This is a genomic window from Nguyenibacter vanlangensis (assembly GCF_013376155.1).
GTDB classification, from domain to species: domain Bacteria; phylum Pseudomonadota; class Alphaproteobacteria; order Acetobacterales; family Acetobacteraceae; genus Gluconacetobacter; species Gluconacetobacter vanlangensis.
Map to the genome: position 1 here is coordinate 1 of NZ_JABXXP010000094.1, position 7,859 is coordinate 7,859.

Annotated in this window: 5 protein-coding genes; all 5 read right to left on the reverse strand. The window is 64.6% G+C overall.

Annotated elements, in window-relative coordinates:
• Positions 1-202 precede the first annotated feature (202 nt).
• Complete coding sequence (locus HUK84_RS07235; protein ID WP_176639686.1) at positions 203-1,462, reverse strand: amine dehydrogenase large subunit; 1,260 nt, start codon at positions 1,460-1,462, stop codon at positions 203-205.
• A gap of 362 nt (positions 1,463-1,824) precedes the next feature.
• On the reverse strand, positions 1,825-3,384 hold the full coding sequence (locus HUK84_RS07240) for a SpoVR family protein (RefSeq protein ID WP_374729283.1): 1,560 nt from the start codon (positions 3,382-3,384) through the stop codon (positions 1,825-1,827).
• On the reverse strand, positions 3,384-4,691 hold the full coding sequence (locus HUK84_RS07245; protein ID WP_176639688.1) for a YeaH/YhbH family protein: 1,308 nt from the start codon (positions 4,689-4,691) through the stop codon (positions 3,384-3,386). Before HUK84_RS07245 ends, HUK84_RS07240 begins: the two co-directional genes overlap by 1 nt.
• A 19-nt stretch (positions 4,692-4,710) precedes the next feature.
• Positions 4,711-6,657 (reverse strand): PrkA family serine protein kinase, encoded by a 1,947-nt coding sequence (locus tag HUK84_RS07250; RefSeq protein ID WP_176639689.1) that lies wholly within the window; start codon positions 6,655-6,657, stop codon positions 4,711-4,713.
• 478 nt (positions 6,658-7,135) lie between these two features.
• A partial coding sequence (locus HUK84_RS07255) for an MBL fold metallo-hydrolase (RefSeq protein WP_176639690.1) occupies positions 7,136-7,859 on the reverse strand: 724 nt, incomplete at its 5' end.

A 7,859-nucleotide genomic window follows, 5' to 3' on the forward strand; every position in this document is an offset into this window, starting at 1 on the left:
AGGAGCGGCCGGCCAGGAAACGGGTCATGCGTTCGGTTACGCGGTCGAAGCCGGCGCGGCCGGCCCCCGCGTCCGCCCCCGTTTCCGCATTGTCAGGATTGGCCATCGAGGGTCTCCGTCACGCTGGCGATGTCAGGTTCTTGCCGGGCCGCCGGATATGGCGGGCCGGCCGGGCGGAAGCCGGGCGTCGTCATGTCGCGCCTCATTCCCCGGGCGCCACCGTGAAGATGATGGCGTCGCCCAGCGCCTTGATCGTGCGGACGGGCTTGCCGTCGGCGCCGTTCAGGACATTCAGGTCGCCGGCTTCGTCCGTCAGCATGATGCGCGAATCCGAATCCTGGGTCACGCCGACCATCGTGCTGGGCTTGGCCAGGCGGATGCGGCGCACCAGCTTGTGGGACGGCAGGTCGAGTTCCCACAATTCGGTGCCCGGGTCCTTGTGGGTCCAGAACGTGCCCTTGTGCATCAGGATGAACAGGTGCGAATCGCGTGCCCGTACGGCAGCCAACTGCCAGCCGCCGGGACGCCAGGCGATGTCGAACGGCGCGCGGGCATCGGATGCGGGTTTCAGCCCCGCCGCCGCCTGGATGGACCACGGGGCGGCGACGCTGGTCTGGGCGCCGAGCCGGGCGTCATAGACCAGTCCGCTATAGCTGATGAACCAGACATGGCCGCTGGCCGCGACCTGGGGGCTGTGTTCGTAGACCGGGTCGCGATCCGGGACGAAGAAGGACGCCGTATGGGTCAGAGCGGGCTTGCCCGCCGCGTCGAGCTGAACATTGGCGAGCGAGCCGTCGCCGCAGACCGACGTGAAACCGGCGGGCCCCCACGGGAAGATCAGGCCGCAGCCCGGAACGTCGACGGTCTGGATTTCCGTCTTCTTCGCAGCGTCCACCACATGGACCGAATTGGTCGGGCTGGTGTCATAGACATAGATGTAATGCCCGTCCGCGCTGACCGCCAGATCGGGCTTCTTCGGCGTGATCAGCGCCCGGCTGGACAGGTCGAGATCCATCGTGGGCAGCAGGGTCAGCGGGTCGTAGGCCACCAGCATGTCGTGGCGCTTGCCGCGATTGCCGCGCTCCCACGTCGTTTCGGCGACATAGAACGACCGGCCGGCCGGATCGGCCGCGACATTGGCGTTATAGGCCGCCTGGACCATGCCCAGCAGCCTGCCGGTATCGAGGTCCACGACATAGACCCGGCCGTCCTTGTTGTGGCGATAGACGGCGTCCTCGATCAGGACGCGGTGCGGGCCGCCGGGCGACAGCTTGACGATGTCGCTTTCCTCGGTCTGCAGGATGGGGTCGGCTGCCCGCGCGGCGTCATGGGGCGCGGCGGCGCCGAGCAGGCCGGAGACTGCGAGGGCGGCGGCAATCCTGCGACATGGTCCACCCGGACGCGGGGATGTAACGGGGGCGGCCGGGACCCGATTCGTACCGCGACGCCGATCAGCCGACATGAACCCGTCCGGCCGGCGAAAGAGCTATCATTTTCATCCAGCTACCTTGTCTTCCAACTTTATCTGGCCACGCTGCCTGGCAATCTCGCCCGGCAATGGCTGCGCGGGCTCGATCGAATTGCGATACAAATTTTTGGAAGAAAAGACCAGCCGTTTCCCGGACGAGATAAATTCGCCGGGCGGAACTTCGCCAAAAACATCAGAAAAATATTATAGTATATTGTATTTGAAGTTTTTATTTTGAATTTCTTAACCTGGACGATCAACGGAACCCGATGATGCCGGCAGTGAAAACGGCATCATAAAATTATGTTTTTACGGATGATTGTTTATCGCCGGGCACTCCGGCACCAGATCCGGAATCAGGTGGGCACATTGGCGGTATGGGTCGTGAGCACGGCACCGGTCTGGGTGTCGATTTCCTTCAGAATCACGCCATAACCCCATAGGGATGAAAGATAATTCAATGTCTGGCGCGCATCGTTGGGCTGTAGCAGTTGGCCGGCGCGGCTGCGATGTTCGAGCACCAGCGTACGGTCGCCCAGCAGATCGACATCGACGATTTCGATTTCGGTATAGAACGTGCCGGGATCGTAGGTCAGGGCCACGCTGCGGCGGATGTCGCGATAGCCGGCTTCGTCATGGATCGCGTCGACCAGCAGATAGGGCTGGCTGGTATCGTCCCGCAGGCGGAACATGCGGAAATCGCGAATGGTCTTCGGCGACAGGAATTGCTGGATGAAGCTTTCGTCGCGATATTCGGCCCAGGCGTGCCGCAACGTGCCGATCGCGTCGCCATTGCCCGCTATGTCGGGGAACCAGGTCCGGTCCTCGGCGGTCGGTTCGGTGCAGATCCGCGCGATGTCGGTCATCATCGCGTAGCCCAGCGCGTAGGGATTGAAGGACGGGCCGCCGCCCGCGTCGAAGCCGAGCTGGGTAATGACGTTCGACGTGGAATGGATGACTTCGAGATAGGCGGCGTCATCGATCCGGCCGAGTTCATGCAGGCGGCGCATGATGTAGGCATGCACCCAGGTGGCGCAGCCTTCGTTCATCATCTTCACCTGGGGCTGCGGGTAGAAATATTGCGCGACCATGCGCACGATGCGGATGATCTCGCGCTCCCACGATGCCAGGCGGGGGGCGTGTTTTTCGAGGAAATAGAGCAGGTTCTCCTCGGGCAGGCCCAGGCGGCGGCGGGACAGCGCGTCCTCGGCCTGATGGTCGGCGCCCGGCGCGTCCTCGGTCGGGAGGGTCCGCCACAGATCGTTGAACATGCTGTCTTCATAGGCGCGGCGGTCGCGGGCGCGCTGCTGCTCGGCCTTGAGGTCCAGCTTGCGTGCGCCGGAATGGCGGTGCACCCCCTGGTTCTGCAAGGCGTGCGCGGCATCGAGGATGCGTTCGACCGCGCGCAGCCCATGCCGCTCCTCGCATCGCGCGATGTAGCCACGGGCGAATTCCAGGTAGCCGAGGATTTCCGACGGGTCCGTCCATTCGCGGAACAGGCGGTTGTTGCGGAAGAAATGATTGTGGCCGAACGCGGCATGGGCGATCACCAGCGCCTGCATCGTCGCGGAGTTTTCCTCCATCAGGTACGAGATGCAGGGGTCCGAATTGATCACCACTTCATATGCCAGGCCCATCAGCCCGCGCCGATAGGCGTTTTCGTGGCCGATGAAGCGCTTGCCGAACGACCAGTGCTTGTAGCCCAGCGGCATGCCGTGCGCCGTGTAGACGTCCAGCATCTGTTCCGACGTGATGATCTCGATCCGGTTGGCGTAGGTTTCCAGCCCGAGTTCGGTCCGGGCGATCTCCTCGATCGCGTCGTAGCAGTCCCGGATGACCTGGAAGTTCCAGTCATTGCCGGTGTAGAGCAGCCCGCCCCGGCGGGCGGACGGCCCATTGGGAGTGATCTGGCCCATCATGCCTCGGCCGTATCGTGCTGGCGGGAGAACAGGTCGCGGAACACGGGGAAGATTTCCTTGCGGTCGCCCACGTGGCGGATCGCCAGGTGCGGGTTGTGATCGGCGATCGCGCGGTAGCTGCGCCACAGATCGGTCTCGCCCCGGATCACCGCGCCCGAGCCGGTGATTTCGATATAGGCGTAGTACTGCACCACCGGCAGGATGGCGTCCTGCAGCAGGCTGGCCGTCCGCTGGGTGTCCGAGGACGCGTTGTCGCCGTCCGAAGCCTGGGCGACATAGATGTTCCAGGTGCCGGACGGATAGCGCTCGCGCTGGATGCCGGACATCAGTTCCAGCGCCGAGGAGACGATCGTCCCGCCGGTGCGCGGATCGTGGAAGAAGACGTCCTCGTCCACTTCCTCGGCGCTTTCGGCGTGGCGGATGAAGACGATTTCGACCTTCTTGTAGCGCCGTTCGAGGAAGACGTGCAGCAGCAGGAAGAACTGCTTGGCCAGGTCCTTCATGCGTTCGGTCATCGAGCCCGAGACGTCCATGATGCAGAACATCACGGCGCGGGTCGCGGGCTGGGGCAGCACCGTATAGCGGCGATAGCGCAGATCGACCGGATCGACCCAGGGGATGCGCGCCAGGCGCCGGAGGATCGTGCTGCGCTGTTCGCGCAGGGTTTCCAGTTCATCGAGCGCATCGGCCCCCAGGGGGCGCTGGTCTTCCAATTCGGCGATCCGGGCTTCGACGGCGCGCAGATCGTCGGGCTTCGGGCGGCCCAGCCCGATGCGCCGCGCGATCGAGCGGCGCATCGTCCGCCCCAGATCGAGATGCGAGGGCGATCCCTCGTTGCTGAGCCCGGTGCGGCTGGGCGTGCCGGATTCGGTGGTCGCGATCTCGCGCTTGACCAGGTCGGGCAGTTCCAGGTCGTCGAAGAACAGGTCGAGGAATTCGTCGCGGCTGAGCACGAAGCGGAAGGAATCCTCGCCGCCGCCATTCTCGCCGGCCTGGCCGTCGCCCCCTGTGCCCTGCCCCGCGCCGCCCTGCGGCCGCTGCAGCTTGTCCCCGCGCGAGAACTCCTTGTTGCCGGTCAGCACGATCTCGCGCATGCCGTCGGTGAAGACGCGGTGAAAAGTGGGTTCGTGCAGCGCGTCGGACGGAACCGAGACCGCGTTGCCTTGTCCGATCTCCCTGATCTTGCCGCGCGCGACCGAGTCGCGCACCGCCTGTTGCACTGCCGAACGCGCCCGCTGCAGGACGCGACGGCGGTTTTCGATATTCTTCCCATGGGGATTGGGACGTCTGTCAATGATATCCACTGGGCGGCACCATTCCCGTTCAGGCGGACTGCTTCACCCGCATGTACCACTCAACGAGCCTTCGAACCTGTCGTTCCGTGTAGCCGCGCGCCACCATCCGCTCGACGAACTCGTCATGCTTGCGTTCGGTTTCTCCATCCTTTTTCGACCCGAAACTGATGACCGGCAGCAGGTCCTCGACCTGGCTGAACATCCGCTTCTCGATCACGTCGCGGATCTTCTCGTACGAGGTCCAGGACGGGTTGCGGCCGCCGTTGGACGCCCGGGCCCGGAGCGAGAACTTGACCACCTCGTTGCGGAAATCCTTGGGATTGGCGATGCCGGCCGGCTTCTCGATCTTGGTCAGCTCGGCGTTCAGCAATTCCCGGTTCAGCATCTGGCCGGTGTCGGGGTCCTTGAAATCCTGGTCCTCGATCCACGCATCGGCGTAGTCCAGGTAGCGGTCGAAGAGGTTCTGGCCGTAATCGTTGTAGCTTTCGAGATAGGCCTTCTGGATTTCGTGGCCCAGGAACTCGGCATAGCGGCCGGCCAGCTCCGACTTCAGCGTCGCCAGGTACGTGGCCTCGGTCTCGGGCGGGAATTGTTCGCGCCGGATCGCCTGTTCCAGCACATACATCAGATGCACCGGATCGGCCGAGATTTCCGTCGAATCATGGTTGAAGGTGGCCGAAAGGACCTTGTACGCGAAGCGGGTCGAGATGCCGTCCATGCCTTCGTCCACGCCGGCGGCGTCGCGATATTCCTGCATGGTGCGGGCCTTGGGGTCGGTTTCGCGGATATTTTCGCCGTCATAGACCCGCATCTTGGCGAACTGGGTCGAGTTGGCGTGCGGCTTCAGCCGCGAGAGGACCGCGAAGCGGGCCAGCATTTCCAGCGTGTTGGGCGCGCAGGGCGCGTCGGCCAGGCTGGAGGACTGGACCAGCTTTTCATAGATCCTGGTTTCCTCGGCCACGCGCAGGCAATAGGGGACCTTGATCACGCAGACGCGATCCAGGAACGCCTCGTTGGTGCGGTTGTTGCGGAAGCTCTGCCATTCGGCCTCGTTCGAATGGGCCAGGATCACCCCGGTGAAGGGGATGCCGCCGATATTCTCGGTGCCGACATAGTTGCCCTCCTGCGTCGCGGTCAGCAGGGGGTGCAGCATCTTGATCGGCGCCTTGAACATCTCGACGAATTCCAGCAGCCCCTGGTTCGCGCGGTTCAGCCCGCCCGAGAAGCTGTAGGCGTCGGGGTCGTTCTGGCTGTAATGCTCCAACTGGCGGATATCGACCTTGCCGACCAGGGCGGAGACGTCCTGGTTGTTGTCGTCGCCCGGCTCGGTCTTGGCGATCGCGACCTGCCGCAGCCGCGACGGATGCATCTTGACCACCGTGAAGCGCGACAGGTCGCCGTCGAATTCCTCGAGCCGCTTCAGCGCCCAGGGGCTGGCGATGCCGGTCAGCATCCGGCGGGGAATGCCATATTGCCGTTCGAGCGCCTGGGCCATGCGGTCGGGATCGAACAGGCCCAGCGGATTCTCGAAGACCGGGCTGAGATGGCGCCCGGCCTTGAGCACGTAGATCGGCTCTTTCTCCATCAGGCCCTTCAGCCGTTCGCCGAGCGACGATTTGCCGCCCCCCACCGGACCCAGCAGGTAGAGAATCTGCTTGCGTTCCTCGAGCCCCTGGGCGGCATGGCGGAAGAAGCCCACGATCTGTTCGATCGTCTCTTCCATTCCGAAGAAATCGGAGAAGGCCGGATAGACCCGGATCGTGCGGTTCATGAAGATGCGCGACAGGCGCGGGTCGCGGGACGTATCGACGGTCCGCGGCTCGCCGATCGCCTTGAGCATGCGTTCGGCCGCCGTGGCGTAGCAGGACGGATCGGCCCGGCACAGGTCGAGATAGTCCGACAGGGTCATCTCGACCTCGCGGCGCTGGTCGCGCATCGCGTTGGCCAGGGAAAACACGGTGGTGTCAGAAGCCATCGGCAGATGTCTCCGAACGGCGGCCCGATCCGCGTCGGGCGGGCGACCGTCAATCATGGGCGATGTTCCCCGGGTGGAGACCGATCCCCCTCCGGGAAGGAATGTCAGCCTGAAACGCCTGGCGGGCGACCCCGCGCGGGCGCGCCTGTCTCGCTGTATTGAAGAGCTATTTCATGCTTGCGGCTTTTCAAGCCGCGCATGATGTGCTCTACCGTCACGGTCAAATTTTTCATCCAATGCTCATCCCCTTGTCAGGCAAGCCCTTGTCAGGCGGGTTGGCATGCCGCGACCCCGGGCAGAGGCGGCTCGGCAAGCACGCGGTGTCGCGGGTTGGCAGGGCAGCGGATTCTGTGGGTGGCCACGTCCAACGGTATCGCCGCAGATAGTCGCGATTCAACCTAAATCGCACGATAGGCAGAAACACTCCCCAGCTTACACGGGTTTTTGCAAACCGGATCCGAGGTCGGGCGCGCGCCGCCTAGCGGAAGGCCACGCGCAGGCCGTCATAGGCGGCCTCGACCCCCTGGGGGAGGTTTTCGGCCATCCAGGCCCAATCCATGTCGGTGCCCATATGGGTCAGGATCACGCGGCGCGGACCGATTCGCGACCGCCATTCCAGGACCCGGTCCAGCCATGCATGGGCGCTGTGGGCGGCGGATCGCTGGAAGCAGTCCACCAGCCAGGTCTCGACCCCTTCGAGGGCCGCCAGGGCCTCGGACGGCAGTTCGACCACGTCGGTGGAATAGGCGATGTTGCCGCAGCGCAGCCCCAGCGACAGGGTGCGGCCATGAATCTGCTCGAACAGGGTCAGGCGCAGGCCCGCGACGTCGATCGTCTGGCCCGCATGCACGATATGGGGCACCACGACCGGCCGGTAGAAGCCGGGGGGCGACCAGGGCCGGAAGGCGTAGCTGAAGCGATTTTCCACCTCGGCCAGCACGGACGGCGTGCCGTAGACCGGCAGCGGCCGGTCGATGATGCGGTTGATGCCCCGGACCTCGTCCAGTCCGGCGATATGGTCGGCGTGGGCGTGGGTGTAGAGAATGGCGTCGAACCGGTCGATCCGCTGCGCGAGCAACTGGTCGCGGAGGTCGGGACCGGTATCGACCAGGAGCGCCCGGCCATCGGCGCCGCGCAGCAGGACCGAGGCACGGCTGCGCCGGTTGCGCGGTTCGGCCGGGTCGCAGACGCCCCAGTCGCCG

Excerpts from the sequence above, each read along its gene's own strand:
- HUK84_RS07235 (WP_176639686.1), bottom strand. The coding sequence starts at position 1,462 with ATGTCGGCTGATCGGCGTCGCGGTACGAATCGGGTCCCGGCCGCCCCC.
- HUK84_RS07240 (WP_374729283.1), bottom strand. The coding sequence starts at position 3,384 with ATGGGCCAGATCACTCCCAATGGGCCGTCCGCCCGCCGGGGCGGGCTG.
- HUK84_RS07250 (WP_176639689.1), bottom strand. The coding sequence starts at position 6,657 with ATGGCTTCTGACACCACCGTGTTTTCCCTGGCCAACGCGATGCGCGAC.